General features: G+C 72.1%; 12 protein-coding genes and 1 pseudogene. 8 read left to right on the top strand and 5 right to left on the bottom strand.

Annotated features, from left to right (window positions below):
* Window position 1 precedes the first annotated feature (1 nt).
* Genes R3E98_13840 through R3E98_13830 form a run of 3 tightly spaced genes read left to right on the top strand, consistent with a single transcriptional unit; the run spans window position 2 to window position 2174 of the window.
* Window positions 2-445, top strand: a complete 444-nt coding sequence (locus tag R3E98_13840) for a pilus assembly protein (protein ID MEZ4424485.1) — start codon at window positions 2-4, stop codon at window positions 443-445.
* Window positions 429-950: a TadE/TadG family type IV pilus assembly protein gene (locus R3E98_13835; GenBank protein MEZ4424484.1), complete on the top strand. Its 522-nt coding sequence runs from the start codon at window positions 429-431 to the stop codon at window positions 948-950. Before R3E98_13840 ends, R3E98_13835 begins: the two co-directional genes overlap by 17 nt.
* Window positions 951-977: 27 nt before the next feature.
* Window positions 978-2174, top strand: a complete 1197-nt coding sequence (locus tag R3E98_13830) for a VWA domain-containing protein (GenBank protein ID MEZ4424483.1) — start codon at window positions 978-980, stop codon at window positions 2172-2174.
* A gap of 45 nt (window positions 2175-2219) precedes the next feature.
* Here the strand turns inward: R3E98_13830 and R3E98_13825 are convergent, their stop codons facing one another.
* On the bottom strand, window positions 2220-2741 hold the full coding sequence (locus R3E98_13825) for a DinB family protein (protein ID MEZ4424482.1): 522 nt from the start codon (window positions 2739-2741) through the stop codon (window positions 2220-2222).
* A 180-nt stretch (window positions 2742-2921) separates the two neighbouring features.
* Window positions 2922-3563 carry a hypothetical protein gene (locus tag R3E98_13820; GenBank protein MEZ4424481.1) on the bottom strand — a complete coding sequence of 214 codons (642 nt, stop codon included), beginning with the start codon at window positions 3561-3563 and terminating at the stop codon, window positions 2922-2924.
* Between the two features lie 36 nt (window positions 3564-3599).
* Here R3E98_13820 and R3E98_13815 point away from each other — a divergent pair.
* A pseudogene (locus tag R3E98_13815) lies at window positions 3600-4196 on the top strand (zinc dependent phospholipase C family protein).
* Between the two features lie 416 nt (window positions 4197-4612).
* On the opposite strand, the gene R3E98_13810 reads toward R3E98_13815, so the two are convergent.
* Entirely contained in the window at window positions 4613-5497 is an 885-nt protein-coding gene (locus R3E98_13810; protein MEZ4424480.1) for a lysylphosphatidylglycerol synthase domain-containing protein, read from the bottom strand.
* Window positions 5498-5501: 4 nt separating this feature from the next.
* Window positions 5502-6707 carry a glycosyltransferase gene (locus R3E98_13805; GenBank protein ID MEZ4424479.1) on the bottom strand — a complete coding sequence of 402 codons (1206 nt, stop codon included), beginning with the start codon at window positions 6705-6707 and terminating at the stop codon, window positions 5502-5504.
* A 246-nt stretch (window positions 6708-6953) separates the two neighbouring features.
* Here R3E98_13805 and R3E98_13800 point away from each other — a divergent pair, with 246 nt between their 5' ends.
* Window positions 6954-8132: a glycosyltransferase family 1 protein gene (locus R3E98_13800; GenBank protein ID MEZ4424478.1), complete on the top strand. Its 1179-nt coding sequence runs from the start codon at window positions 6954-6956 to the stop codon at window positions 8130-8132.
* Window positions 8132-8644 carry a phosphatase PAP2 family protein gene (locus R3E98_13795; GenBank protein MEZ4424477.1) on the top strand — a complete coding sequence of 171 codons (513 nt, stop codon included), beginning with the start codon at window positions 8132-8134 and terminating at the stop codon, window positions 8642-8644. The genes R3E98_13800 and R3E98_13795 overlap by 1 nt, the downstream gene beginning before the upstream one ends.
* A 12-nt stretch (window positions 8645-8656) precedes the next feature.
* On the opposite strand, the gene R3E98_13790 is transcribed toward R3E98_13795, so the two are convergent.
* Window positions 8657-11560, bottom strand: a complete 2904-nt coding sequence (locus tag R3E98_13790; protein ID MEZ4424476.1) for an FAD-linked oxidase C-terminal domain-containing protein — start codon at window positions 11558-11560, stop codon at window positions 8657-8659.
* A gap of 194 nt (window positions 11561-11754) precedes the next feature.
* Between R3E98_13790 and R3E98_13785 the strand changes: the two genes are divergently transcribed.
* On the top strand, window positions 11755-12738 hold the full coding sequence (locus R3E98_13785; protein MEZ4424475.1) for a sulfotransferase: 984 nt from the start codon (window positions 11755-11757) through the stop codon (window positions 12736-12738).
* Window positions 12739-12828: 90 nt separating this feature from the next.
* On the top strand, window positions 12829-13644 hold an 816-nt coding region (locus tag R3E98_13780; protein MEZ4424474.1), incomplete at its 3' end, for a class I SAM-dependent methyltransferase.

Here is a 13644-nt window from a genome sequence, read left to right as displayed (position 1 = left end):
CATGAGCGTGATGCGCACCTTGTGGAGGCGCCGACGGGGACAGAGCCTCGTCGAGTTCGCCTTCGCCATCCCCGTGGCGATCTTCCTGCTGCTGGCGGTGATCGAGACCGGACGCCACTTCTACACGCGCGTCACCGTGCGCAACGCCGTCCAGGAGGCAGCGCGCTTCGCGATCACGGGCCAGACGCTGCTGGACCCGGCCACGGGCAACCCGATGACGCGCGCAGAGTCCATCAAGCAGGTCCTCGTGGATCGCGCCACCGCGTTGAACGTGCCGGTGGCCGACATCGTGCTCGACCCCGTGGACGGGGGTGCACCAGACCAACTGGTCCGCATCTCCCTGACCTACCTCTACATGTTCGGGGCGGGCATGCTTCCCAGCTTCATGCCCAGCACCATGCCCATCACCGTCAGCACCACGGTCAAGAATGAGCCGGTCTTCTGAGCGCCTTCTGCGCCGGCTCCGTCGGTCGGAGCGGGGCCAGGAGCTGGTGGAGCTGGCCCTCATCCTCCCGATCCTCCTGTTCATCCTCCTGGGGACCATGGAGTTGGGCCACGCGTTCGGCGTCGCGCACGCCATGACCGGCCTGTCCCGCGAAGGAGCCAACCTCGCCGCGCGTGGAGCCACACTGGCGCAGGTGGCGCAGGTGGTGATCGACAACGGCACGGATATCGAGATGAACACCCTGGGCGGGGTGATTGCCAGCCGGGTGGTGGTCCAGGGCGGGGCGCCGACCGTGACGGACCAGTTCACGCAAGGTGGCGCCGGGTCGAGCCGGCTCGGCGCGCTCGGCGGGACCGCCCTCTCGCTCCAGGGCCTCGCAGGCTTGCAGGAGGGGCGGGTGCTGTACGTCGTCGAGGTCTTCCATGCGTACGAACCCATCACGCCCCTGGACCGCGTGTTGGGCCCCATCATCCCGGCTTCGTTCTACGAAGCCGCCATCTTCTAGCCTCCGCATCCGATGCGAGAAGACGCCATGCTCGACTCCTCCCGCTTGCGCGCCGCCACCACCGCCGTCTCGAACGAGCGGGGTGCCGTGATCCTGTTCGTGGCGCTGGCCATGGTCGTGCTGCTCGGGATGAGCGGCCTGGCCGTGGACATGGGTCGCGCCTACCTGGACCGCGCGCGCATGGTGCGCGCCGTGGACGCAGCCGCCCTCGCCGGAGCACGCGTCTATCGCTCCGGTCAGCCGCAGGCCCTGCAGCATGCGCTGGCCATCGCACAGGCGAACGGCGTGGGGAACGGCAGCCTCGGTCCCGAACTCGACGTCCAGTTCGGCCAGAACCAGTTCGGCGAGAACACCGTGCAGGTGGTCGCGCAGCGGACCATGCCCACCCTCCTCGCACGCGTGCTGGGCCGCAACACGGTCGACATCGTGGCGGAGGCGGAGGCGGCCACGCCACCGGTGGACCTGGTGCTGGTCATCGACCACTCCGGCTCCCTCGAACAAGCCAAGGCCTGGGGTGATCTCCAGGACGCGGCCAAGCTCTTCGTCCAGAAGTTCGACGACAGCATCGACCAGATGGGCCTCGTCGGCTTCAACACCCGCGCCACGCAGCGCGTGTGGATGACGGACTACTTCACTGCCTCCATCACCAGCGCCATCGATGGCATCGCTGCGGCCGGGTGGACCAATACCGGCGAGGCGCTCCGGTACGCGCACGAGCAGCTCGCCACGGGCCCGCTGCGCCCCCGCTCGGTCAAGGTGGTCGTGTTCTTCACCGACGGGCGTCCCACGGCGTTCCGCGGCGTCGTCGGCGATCCCGGCTCCCAACAGGACCGGGTGATGGCGGCGCAGGAGGGGAGCTCGCGCATGGAAGGGTACTGGAACAACCCTCTCACGTTGCTGCCCAACGACGGTTTGCCGCCCCCGGTGAGCGGATGCGCGAACGCGAGCATCTGCTTCGGGAGCTGGCCATCGTCGGCAGTGTCCGAGCAGGCCCGCGCGGACGGCCGGACCTGGGCCAGCGCGATCCGCAGCGAAGGCGTCTACATCTACACGATCGGCCTCGGTTGGGCGGTGGAATCCTACCTGGACGAACTCTCCAACGAAGGTGGCATCTCGGACCCGACGCAGCCCCAGGGGCGTACGTACGTGGCACCGTCGGCCGCCGACCTCGATGCGGTATTCGACCTCGTCGCGTCCGACATCTTCGTGCGCCTGGCCTCCTGACCGCCCGATCCCGCTCCGGCAGCGGCGGCGCAGTGCGCTGCCGGCTCAGGCCGTCGAGCCGTAGCGCTCCCGGAACAGCGCCCGGTGATGGAGCTCGTGTCCGGCGGTGATCCAGGCCAGCGCTCGCACGGTCACGGGGTAGCCGCTGGCCACACCGGACCGCTGGCCCGCCTCTGGATCCAGGCTGCGGAAGAGGGCGACGGTCGACGCCCGCACCGCTCGCCATTCGGACAGGAGGTCGTCCAGGGCGCGTTCCCCCGCGTTGGACCCCGCGACCCACAGATCCTGGTCCATGCCCGGCTGGGACTCTGCGGCGCCGCGCGCGAACCAGAGGGCGCGGAAGCCGAACACGCGTTCGGTGTCCACCACGTGTCCGAGCGACTCGCGTACGCTCCACTTGCCGGGCTCGTAGCGGAAGTCCTCCCGCCCCGGGATGAAGGCCCGCACCACCGCGTCCGTCTCCTCGATCTGCGAGGCGAGCGTGGTGACGATGTCGCCGTCGGGGACGAGCTCCACGTAGCGCGCGTAGTAGGGGTTGTATTCGTCGGGGCCGGGTCGGGCGAGCATGGGGACTCCCGTACGCAGGGAACGGACCGGCCCGACGCGCGTGGACGACGAAGCCGGCAGGAGGGCGGAAGATCCTCCCGACCGGGCGGGCGGGCAATGGTCACGCCGGGAAGCGCCGCGCGTGTGGACGCCGCGGCCGGGTGCGCTGCGGTCACCCGCTCGCGAAGGCGCGGCGGACCTCTACCCCAGGACGACCTGGAGCGCGCCCGCCGCGGCGAGGGGGATGGTGAGGTTGTCGTCGAGCGGCCAGGGCAGGGCTTCCACGACCGCCACGAACACGGCGCAGGCGAGCGCCGCACCCGGAGGGATGCGGGAGGACAGCACGAGCGTGGCCACGACGACGAACACGGCGCTCCCCGTCAGCGTGCCGGTCCCCACCTTCACCCGCCCCCACAGACGCCCGATCACGCTCGCGCACGGGTCCGCGAGCGCCAGGACCAGGATGGCCGGACCCGCCGTTCCCGCCGGGAAGAGCGCGGTGGTGAGCAGCACACCGGCGACGTACCAGGTGGAGGACGCCAGCCCTTCGTGCTCGCGCGGGGACGCGAGACGCAGGAACGCGCGGAAGAAGAGGACGTTGAGGCGCGGGTCCGCAAGCCGCAGCGCGTCGACCGTCAGCAGGATCACGAACGCGCTTCCGAACAGCAGGACCAGCCAGGGACGAGGCCACCCCGACCCTGCGACCATCCAGGCGAACAGCAGCCCGTTGCAGGCGTGGAAGAGCCGCCGACCGGGCTGAAGCCCGGTGGTGCGCTCCACCAACGCCGCGAGGGCCGCTTCCGCCGCCTCCCCGCTCCGACGCCCCGCCTCCGTAGCCGACATGGTGGCGAAGTGTAGACGCGCACGCCGGGAACGTGAATGCGGTCCGCCACGCCGGGGAGCCGGTTTTACCACGCCGTTCCGACCGCGTTACCGGCTCGTCGTCCTCGAGGGCCTGGCCCGCCCCGGTCTCCGCTTTCCTTCCCGGATCGGCACGGCTTGGGGACCGCCTGGATACCTGGGCTTTACCGCGGGCCCCGACCCTTCAAGACGTCGATGCCGAGTCTCACGCTGCATCTCGTGTTCGCGGACCTGGCCCTGTCCGCCGCCCAGGAGGCCTCCGAGCCCACCCTGCGGGGGATCGCGTCGGCACCCGAGCTGCGCTCGGCGTTCCGTCAGGGCGCATGGGGCCCCGACCTGGGCTACTTCCCCGGGGGCGAACGCTTCCTCTCCGACCTCGCGCATTGCGTCCACACCGGGTCGCTGAACCGCGCGCTGTACCGCCAGGCCCAGAGCGAGCGGGAGCGCGCCTTCGCCCTCGGGTGGCTCACCCACGTGCTGGCCGACCGCCTGGTGCATCCCGCAGTGGGACGCGCCTGCGGAGAGCTTCTCTACGGCGCGCCCGACGTCTTCGTGGACGGTGGCACCGAACCTGTCGCACACGTGCGGGTCGAGACCGGTCTCGACGCGTGGTTCGCCGTGCGCAACCCGCCCCAGACCGCGCCCTCGTGCCGCTTCGGCGCGCCGAGCCTGCGCTTCCTCGCGCGGGCCTACCAGGGCACCTACGGGATCCGACCGGGCGTGCGGCCGGTGCAACGCTCGTATGGCGCGATCGTGCGATCGGCCTGCACCGGGCTGCGCCTGATCCGCTGGCTCGGCCGTGTCTCGGTCCCGGACGGCCCTGCGGCCGGTCGACCGGCCCCCGGTCCCCGCCTGTTCCCCATGGCGTCCGCGTTCCTGACGCCGGTGCTCCCCTCGCCGTGGCTGGTGGACGCGGTGCAGGACGCCTTCGCACGCTTCCCCGCCCTCTTCCTCGCCCATGCCGCGAACGGCCTGGAGGAGCTGGACGATGCGAACCTGGAGACGGGTGAACCCGAGTCGCAGGTGCGCGATCACCCCAACACGGCGGTGACCCTGCGGCGCCTGCGTGAGATGCGCGCCGCCGCTGCGCGCGGGCGGAAGGCCCTGGACGTGAGGACCGCGATTCCGGCGCCGGCCAGCGCGGGTCCATAGCTCGAATAGACGCGCCACCAGAGCAGCAGGGCAGGCGCGAACGCCGCCTCCCCTCCCGCTCCCAGCCACACCCCCGCCTCCACCACCCCCAACGCGCCCGGGACGGGTGCGGCCGCCCCCAGGTAGCAGAGCAGCAGCGACCACACCGCGAGGTCGGGGCGCCTCCAGGGCGTCGTGGACAGCAGCACGGGGAGGAGCGCCGCCCGGGTGGCGACACGCACCATGGACGCCGGGATGGCCACCCCTGCGACCCCTCGGTGCAGGCCCCCCAGCGCACGCAGGCCGCGGCCGGTCCGACGGGCCCGGTCCCAGCGGGCAGCCCGCAGCCCGGCGCGCGTCCACCACCCGGGGGGGCGGGAGCCGAGAGAGCGCCCGGCCGCGAGCCCTCCCAGCCAGAGGGCGAGCACGCAGACCGCGTACGCGGCGAGCGCGCCGGCCAGCAGTCGTTGACCGGGCAGTACCACCAGGACCACGGCGACGACCAACAGGAGCAGGGCCTCCACCGCGTTCTCCACGGCGAACGACGACCAGGACACCGCGACGGGGACGCCGTGCCCGCGCAGCCGCAGGAGGCGCGCCGGGTCGCTTCCGACGCGCCCGGGCGTGACGGTGCCCGCGGCTTCCCCGACGAGCTGTACGGCCACGACGTGGCGCAACGAAAGAGGGGAACCGAAGGCCCGCAGTGGCGCCCGCAACCGTGCACCACGCGCCAGGACGTCGGCCAGGACCAGCGCCAGCGCCAGCAGGTGACCTGCGACGCTCACGCGGTCAGGCCGGCACTGCGTTGCGGGCGTCCCGTCCCGAGCGCGCCAGGCGCCGATACAGGTCGGTGAGCCGGTCGAAGGTGATCTCCCACGACAGGGTCTGCTCCGCGTGCGATCGCACCACCGCCGTACGACGGGGCGACCCAGCCTGCGCGGCCGCGAACAGCCCCTCCGCACAGCTCGCTACGTCGCCCCGTCGGTAGAGCCACCCGCACGCGGTGCTTCCGATCCGGTCGGGCACGGCCCCGCTGTCGACACCCAGCACCGGCAGCCCGCTCGCCATCGCCTCCCCCACCGACAGCCCGAACGTCTCGCCCGGGCCCGACGCGACGTAGAAGTCGGCGTCGGCGTAGAGATCGGCCAGCGCAGCCCGATCGGCGACGAACGGGAGCACGCAGACATGGCCCTGCTCGGCCGCCCGCGCGCGCAGCGCCTGTTGGTCCGGGCCGGTTCCGATCAGGACCAGGAACGGTCGGGTCGCAGGGTCGAGCAGCGCGTGCGCATCGAGCACGACATCGAGCTCCTTCTCGGGTGCGAGCCGGCCCGCGAACAGCCCGATCCGGCGCGTCACCTCACAGCCCACCCGGCCGCGCAGGAGGTTGCGACGGCGTCCCGGTGTGAACCGCTCCAGGTCCACGCCGAGCGGGATGCACTCGACGTTGCCGAGTCCGAACGCGACGAGGTCGCGGGCCACCGAGGCGGACGCCGCGACCGTGACGTCGAAGCGGGAGTAGACGGCGCGCACGTAGCGACCCACGGAGCGTCGGACCCGCTCGCGTGCGAGCTCATCCAGTCCTTTGCTGAGCGGCTCCGCGTAGGCCCGCACCAGGTCCGCGTGATAGAAGCCCACGGTGGGCACAGGCGCTCGCGCCGTGGCCCACCACGTCAGGAAGGGAGCCACGAAGGGGCTCCCCACCTCGATCACGTCCGGCTGCTCCGCCTCGATCACGTTCTGCAGACCGAAGGGAGCCAGGAGCAGCCGATATCCGGGTGTGAACGGGATGCGCGGGCTCCTGACCCGATGGATGCGGGTGCCGTGCTCGAACGCGGAGCCGCTGTCCGCGTCCGGCACGACCATCGTGTGGTCCAGACCCCGTCGGGCCAGGGCTGCGCCCTTGCTCTCGAGGTAGGTACGCACGCCACCACTCGCGGGAGCGAAGAAGGTGGTGACGTCCAACACGCGCAGGCGAGCCGATGACGTAGGGTCCATGGGGGCGGAACCTACCGGGCCCGGGATGCCGATCGGTCACCGCGCGGTATCCGACGTGTAAGAACCGGGCCGGCCGCACCCTTTGCTGCGATCTCGTCACGGCGCGGTATCCGGCTGCCACTCCAACGCCCCGCGCCGTACCCCGAAGCGCAACCGGACGGAGACACCGTGGCGTTCGGCCGGTGATGCCGTCCGCCGATCCTCAAGGCGAGCCCCGGGCGATGCCCGCCCGGGCCGGGCGGCCGCATGCGGATCGCGATCTTCACCGACACCTACCCGCCGACCATCAACGGCGTGGCCCGCACCCTGGGACGCCTCGTGGAGCACGTTGCGGCCCGAGGACACGACGTCTTCCTGGCCGGCCCGCGCGTGGGCGCTGCAGTCGAGACGCGCGCCACCTATCACCATCGCGCGCCCGGTGTGCCGCTGCCCGTCTACCCGGAGCTGCAGATCCTGCGCTTCCTGGACCGGGCGGGGAAGCGCGCGCTCGAGGCCTTCGCACCGGACCTGGTGCACGTCGCCACGGAAGCGCCGTTGGGCTGGTCCGGACGTCAGTGGGCGCTGCGCGCCGGAGTTCCCCTCGTCACATCCTTCCACACCAACATGCCGGAGTATCTGGCGGGGTACGGGTTCGGCCGTCTGGAGGGCGCGCTCTGGCGCGGGTTCCGCGCGTTCCACCGCCCGGCCCGGCTCACCTTCTGTCCCAGCTCGGCCACGCTGACCGAACTGCGCACCCGTGGCTTCCACGACCGGTTGCGGATCTGGCCGCGTGGTGTGGACGCAGATCGCTTCTCGCCTGTTCGCCGGAGCGAAGCGTTGCGGGAGCAGCTCGCGCCCGGCGCCGAGCACGTGATGGTCTACGTCGGCCGCCTCGCCCCCGAGAAGCGGCTGGACGTGCTCCTGGATGCCTGGCCGCTCGTCCGGGCGGCGCTGGGCGAGCGCGTGGCGCTGGTGCTGGTCGGAGACGGGCCGCTTGCGCCCACGCTGCGTGCGACGGCGCCCGCGGGCGTCTCGTTCACGGGATACCGCACCGGCATCGAGCTGGCCGAGGCCTACGCGATCGGGGACGTCTTCGTCTTCCCCTCGGATACGGAGACGTTCGGCAACGTGGTCGCGGAGGCGCTCGCCAGCGGTCTTCCGGTCGTGGCCCCGGCCCGGGGTGGAGTCACCGATCTCGTGCAGCCCGACGTCACCGGGGTCCTCGTCCCACCGCGTGACGCGGCCGCTTTCGCCACCGCCTGCATCGATCTGCTGCGGGATCCACTCCGTCGGCTCCGTCTCGCCCACGGTGCCCGGCGCCTGGCCCTGGGTCTCGACTGGGCCGTGATCCTGGACGGTCTCCTCGGGCACTACGAGGAGGCGTGCGACCCCGAACGTCCCGCGCCCAGCTCCACCGAGATCCACCCCCTCCTGGGAGTCCTCTGATGGCCGCCTGGCTTCTCTGGCTGCGCCAGACCGACGAACAGCTCCTCCTCGCGCTGATCGTGCGCCGCCGACCGCGGCTCGATCGGTCCATGCGAGTGCTGACGCGACTGGGCGACGCGGTCTTCGTGATCCCGGTCGCTTTGCTGCTCGCCTCCGGCGCGGTGCCAGGGCTGCGGACCGCAGGCCAACTCGCACTCCTCACGCTCGTCGTCTCCCACCTCGTGGTGCAGCTGCTCAAGCGCACGGTGGTGCGGGCACGGCCGAGCCTCCCCGTGGGCCTGGTCTCGCTCATCGCCGCGCCGGACCGCTTCAGCTTCCCGTCCGGCCACGCCACCTCCTCGCTCTCGGTGGCGCTCCCGCTCGCGACCGCTCTCCCGCCGGCCTGGGGAGCCCTGCTGGTCGCCGCCGCCGTCCTGGTGGGGCTGTCCCGCAGCTACCTCGGCGTGCACTACCCGGGGGACGTGCTGGCGGGGTGGATCATCGCGCTGGGCACGCTCGTGGCGCTGGGCTAGCCCCCCTGCTCGTCAGCCCCCGCTCGCCTCGTCCAGCACCCGGATGACGTGCAGGGCCTCCCGGCCGGTGACATCCCGGATCTGGTGTCGACAGCTGGTGCCGTTGGCCACGACGCGCTCCCCCTCGCCCAGACCGTCGAGCAGGGGAACGAGCTCCAGCCCGGCCATCGCACGCGACACGTCCACGTGCTCCCGCTCGTGCCCGAACGAGCCGGCCATCCCGCAGCATCCGGTGGCGAGCCGCTCCACCCGCAGGTCGGGCACCAGCCGGAGCAGGTCGAGCGTGGCGGGCTCCAGTCCGAACGCCTTCTGATGGCAGTGGGCGTGCACGCGCACGCCCCGGGCTGGCGCAGTCGACAGAGGCAGCGTGAGGCGTCCGGCGTCGCGCTCCTGCACGAGGAACTCGTCGATCAGGCGTGCCGGCACCGCGCCCGCATCGTGCGCGCCGACCAGAGCCGGCCACTCGTCCCGCATGGTGAGCACGCACGAGGGTTCGAGGCCGACCACCGGCACGGAACGGGCCGCCGCTTCGGCCAGGGCCTGCAGGAAGCGCCGTGCCTCCACGCGCGCCTCCTCCACCATCCCCACGCTCAGGTAGGTGCGCCCGCAACAAAGCGGTCGCTCTCCCTGGGGACGTTCCACCGCCCTGACCTCGTAGCCGGCCCGGCGCAGCACCCGGGTGGCGGCGCGCGCATTCTCCGGCTCGAACCAGCGCGTGAAGGTGTCGACGAACAGCAGGACCTCCCGACCGTCCGCGCCGGCCCGGCCGGGGCCGAGCTCCCGCTCGGACCAGGGGCGCGCCGCCCAGTGCGGGAAGGCGTCCAGGCGCGCGATGCCGACGGCGCGTTCCAGCAGGCCGGTCAGCAGGCGCGACCGGGTCGCCGCAGCCGCGAGGCGCGGAGCCTGGCCCAGCCAGGAAGCCGCCCGCGGCAGGTGCCCGAACAGGCGTGCGCGCACGGGTAGCTTACCCGCCAGACGACGCTGATGGAGCACCTCCACCTTCATGCGCGCCACGTCCACCCCGGCGGGGCATTCCTGCCGGCAGGCCTTGCAGCCCACGCAGAGCGCCAGTGTGCGCGCCACCTCGTCGTCGGTCAGGGCGTCCCCACCGAGCTGACCCGAGAGCGCGAGGCGCAGCGTGTTGGCGCGGCCGCGCGTCACGTCGCACTCGTTTCCGGTCACGCGGTAGCTGGGACACATCACGCCGGGCGCCCGCTTGCGGCAAGCGCCGTTGTTGTTGCACGCCTCGGTGGCACGCTGGAAGGAGCCCCACTCCCCCCACTCCAGACCGGTATGCACGGGCAGCTCCCCGTACCCGGACCCGAAGCGCAACAGCTCCGGAGCGTCCATCGCGGGCGCATCGACGATCACGCCCGGATTCAGCAGGCCGCGCGGGTCGAACGTCCGCTTGATCTCGCGGAAGGCGTCGGTCAGACGCGTTCCCAGCATGGGTGCCAGGAACTCGGAGCGCAGTCGCCCGTCGCCGTGCTCTCCGGAGTGGCTCCCACCGAGATCCCGGACCACGTCGAGGATCGACTCGGCCACGCGCCGCATTCGGGTGCGATCCTCCGGCTGCTTCAGGTCGAGCGCCGGTCGCACGTGCAGACAGCCCACCGAAGCGTGCGCATACCACGTGCCCGCCAGACCCTCGCGGTCGAAGATGGCGGTGACCCGTTCGGCGTAGTCCGCGAGCCGCTCGACAGGCACGGCACAGTCCTCCAGGAACGACACCGGCTTGCGATCGTCACGGGTGGCGGTGACGAGGTTCATGCCGGCTCGCCGCAGGGCCCAGATGGACTCCTGGAAGTCGGGCGTCTCGGCACGCACCATCGCACCTGGCAGCCCGCGGTCGGCCAGCAGCTCCGCGAGCGCATCGAGTCGGCGGAGCACGCGATCCCGCTCCGCACCGGCGAACTCCACGAACAGCAATGCCGGGCTTCCGTTGCGCGCGAGCCGCTCCACGGTGGCCCGGAACAGCGGGAGGGCCCAGGCCCGTTCGACGACGGTGCCATCCACCAGCTCCACCGCGCTCGGACCCAGCTCGAGCAGGGCCGGCACGGAGGACAGCGCGGACGCCAGCGAGGGGAAGCGACAGACGCCGAGAACCCGGTGCGCCGGGAGCGGTGCCAGGGCCAGCTCGAGCTCGGTGAAGAAGGCCAGCGTACCCTCCGAGCCCACCAACACGTCGCCGAGGCCCCGGCCGTCGGGCTCGACGCGATGCAGCGCGTAGCCGGCCACATGGCGCGCGACGGCAGGCAGCCGGCGCTCGAGCTCGCCGCTCTCGCGTGCCCGCAGCGCGGCGATGCGCCCGCGGACGCGGTCCGCGGCGCCGGCGCTGCCGGCCTCGCCGCCCCGGCGCGTGCGGAACACCCCGGTGGTGCCGTCCGGGAGGACCGCGTGCAGGGCGCGCACGTTCTCCACCATGTGCCCGTACACGATCGACCGGGCGCCGGCGGAGTTGTTGCCGGCCATCCCCCCCAGCGTGGCGCGGCTGGCCGTGGAGACGTCCACGGGGAAGAACAGGCCTTCGGGCCGGAGCGCCCGATTGAGCGTGTCGAGCACCAGGCCGGGTTGGACGCGGGCGGTACGCGAGGCGCGATCGACGTGCGTGATGCCGTGCAGATGGCGGCTGACGTCCAGCACGAGCCCGGGTCCGATGGCCTGTCCGGCCTGGGACGTCCCGGCGCCCCGCGGCGTGACGGGCACCCCTTCGGCGCGCGCCAGCTCGAGCGCGGCCGCGATGTCCGCGGTGTCGCGCGGCATCGCCACCAGGAGCGGGAACACCTGGTAGATGGACGCGTCCGTCGCGTACATGCCACGGGTGATGCGGTCGGCGTGCACCTCGCCGCCGTGATGGCGACGCAGGCGAGCGGCGAGCGCGCGCGACTGGCGGTCGGCGGAAGTTCGTCCGTTCACGCGGGGGTCCGGTCCGGGAATCGCTTCAGAGTAGGGGCTTCCAGGCCCCGGCGCACCGGAGCGCACGGCAGGACCCGGGCCGGCGGTCCCCACGCCACACCGGCTCCGTCCGACCGGGCCGGGCCGGGGTCTGTATATTGCTCCGGTTCCGGCCGTTCCGACGCCTTCCCGCCGCGGAGTCCTGTCCCCGACCCATGTCCAGCGCACGTGCGACCGCCCCGGTGTTCGTCGTGGGATCTCCACGCTCGGGCACGACGCTGCTGTACCACATGCTGCTGTCGACCGGCGACTTCGTGAACTACCGGACCGAGACGCACGTCTTCAACTCGCTGGCCCCCTACGCCGGCGACCTGCGCCAGCGCCGGAACCGCGAACGACTCCTGGACCTGTGGCTCGGGGGCGTGATGCTCCGCCTGTCCGGTCTGGACGCCGCCGAGGTGCGGGACCGGGTGGACGACTTCCACGACGCCGGGAGCTTCCTGCGACTGGTCATGGAGATGATGGCCGACCGACAGGGCGTGCCAAGGTGGGCCGAGAGCACGCCTGCCCATCTCCTCCACCTGGAGCAGATCGGCCGCAGCCTGCCGGACGCGCGGTTCCTGCACGTGATCCGCGACGGACGCGACGTGGCGTTGTCCCTGGAGAAGCAGGGCTGGATCCGCCCCCTCCCGGGCGATCGCCGTCGGGCTGCGTTCGCGGCGGCCGCGGCCTGGGAGTGGATGGTGCTGGAGGGCGCCCGGCAGGGGGCGCGCCTGGGCCCGGCCTACCGGGTCGTCCGGTACGAGGACCTCGTGGAGCGGCCCGAAGCCACCCTCGAGGACGTGGGTGTCTTCATCGGACACGACCTGCCCTACGACCGCATCCTGGCCGGCGCCGTGGGGTCCGTCGCGCGACCCAACACGTCCTTCCCCCAGGCGGAGGGCGGCTTCGTGGGGCGCTGGCGCCGCTCGCTGGAGCCCGCCGAGGCCCGGGCCCTGGAGGGTGCGCTGGCGCGGGGACTCGACCGTTACGGGTATCCCCACGAGGCCCCGGCGGCCGGCTCCCGGGCCTGGACACGCCTCTATCACGGCTACTATGGGCTGCGTCAGTGGACCAAGCGCCGCACTCCGTTGGGCCGGCGCCTCGCCGACGCCTCCCTCTTCGCAGCGGATGTGCCCGATGCGTACGCCGGTGACTGAATCACGCCGCGAGGGCTGGCCCCGCGGGCCCCGGGCGCGGAACTTGAAGATCCGGCGCCCCAACGATCCCCCGACTCGCGGAGGAGGCGAGTGACGGTCCAGGAGACGCCCCTCGAGGAACGCTTCCAGTTCGGTGAGAACTGGCGGCGGTTCCTCTCGGTGCTGAACGACGAGCGAATCGAGAACGCGGAGCGGGCCTTCGTCGGGGTCCTCGGCACCGACGACCTGTCGGGGCTCTCGTTCCTGGACATCGGGTCCGGCAGCGGCCTCTCCAGCCTGGTGGCTCGCCGCCTGGGCGCAAAGGTCCGCTCCTTCGACTTCGATCCCAACTCCGTGGGCTGCACGCAGGAGCTGCGACGTCGGTACTTCCCCGACGACCCCGACTGGGTCGTGACGCGGGGCTCGGTGCTGGATGACAGCTTCATGGCCTCCCTGGGCACCTTCGACATCGTGTACGCCTGGGGGGTCCTGCACCACACCGGCAACATGTGGAAGGCGATCGAGAACGCGGCGGCGCGGGTGGCCCCGGGCGGCCGCTTCTTCCTGGCCATCTATGCGGACCGCGGCCGCGAGAGCCGCGCCTGGTGGCACGTGAAGCGGACCTACGTCAAGCTTCCCCGCATGCTCCAGCCGCCCTTCGCGATGGCGGCCATGCTGCCCTACGAGGCCCACAACGTCCTGAGCGCCGTGCGGCATCGCCGGCCTCTCGATTATCTGCGGCTCTGGACGCGCTATCAGGACGGTCGGCGTGGCATGAGCCGCTGGCACGACATCGAAGACTGGGTGGGAGGGTTTCCCTACGAGTACGCCACCGTGGAGGCGCAACAGGCCTTCGTGGAGCCGCGTGGCTTCGTCACGGAGACCGTCGTGCAGGGAAAGGGCATCGGCTGCCACGAGATCGTCTTC

The organism is Gemmatimonadota bacterium (assembly GCA_041390125.1).
Classification (GTDB): Bacteria; Gemmatimonadota; Gemmatimonadetes; order Longimicrobiales; family Gaopeijiaceae; genus JAGQIF01.
Note: the sequence above shows the minus strand (reverse complement) of the source record. Positions and strands in the feature narration are given on the sequence as shown.